This is a genomic window from Nitratireductor sp. GZWM139 (assembly GCF_030068685.1).
Classification (GTDB): Bacteria; Pseudomonadota; Alphaproteobacteria; order Rhizobiales; family Rhizobiaceae; genus Nitratireductor; species Nitratireductor aquimarinus.
The window spans coordinates 1-678 of the sequence record NZ_JAMQML010000062.1; the positions used below are offsets into that span (position 1 = coordinate 1).

Below are 678 nucleotides of genomic sequence, written 5' to 3' on the forward strand. Positions count from 1 at the left end.
GGCAGAAGGCGTTTTCGATGAGATGGCGGCTCTTGTAGCGTCTGGTGTCATACCGGATGGCGCGCTTGCGGTTTGACCGGCCCGGTATGACCGGGACAATGTGAGATTGGCGCAGGTGCTTTCGCAGGCTGTTTGCATCATATCCCTTGTCGGCCAGCAGATACCTTGCTCCCTTCAGTCCGGCCAGCAGATGGGGCGCTACCGGGCTGTCTGCCGCATTGCCTCCGGTCAGCATGAACGCAAATGGGCGACCGATCACGTCGGTAAGGGCATGGATTTTCGTGGTCTGCCCGCCCCGCGAGGGCCCGATAGCCTGATTTTTCGCCCCCCTTTACCGCCGTGCGCCGAGCGGTGCGCCTTGACGTAGGTGCTATCGATGGACGTGCTCTTCGTCACCGCCCCGGATGTCGCAAGCGCCTCGACCAGATCGATCCAGAAGCGTTTTCGTGACCATCTGTTGAAGCGGTTGTAGATCGTGGTCGAAGGCCCGTAGTCTTTCGGGCAATCGCACCACCGGCAACCCACCTTGAGAACATGGATGATGCCGGAGATTACCCTGCGATCATCGACCCTGCGGGCTCCGCCCTTGTTCGCCGGAACAAGCGGTTCAATCACCGCCCATTGTTCATCCGACAGCCAAAACAGATGTCCCATCCAAGCCTCCAAATCACTGATTTG

1 pseudogene is annotated in these 678 nt (G+C 59.4%); it reads right to left on the minus strand.

Going from position 1 to position 678, the window contains the following annotated elements:
• Positions 1–654, minus strand: a pseudogene (locus NDI72_RS21915) (IS5 family transposase); the annotation flags it as partial.
• Between the last annotated feature and the right edge of the window lie 24 nt (positions 655–678).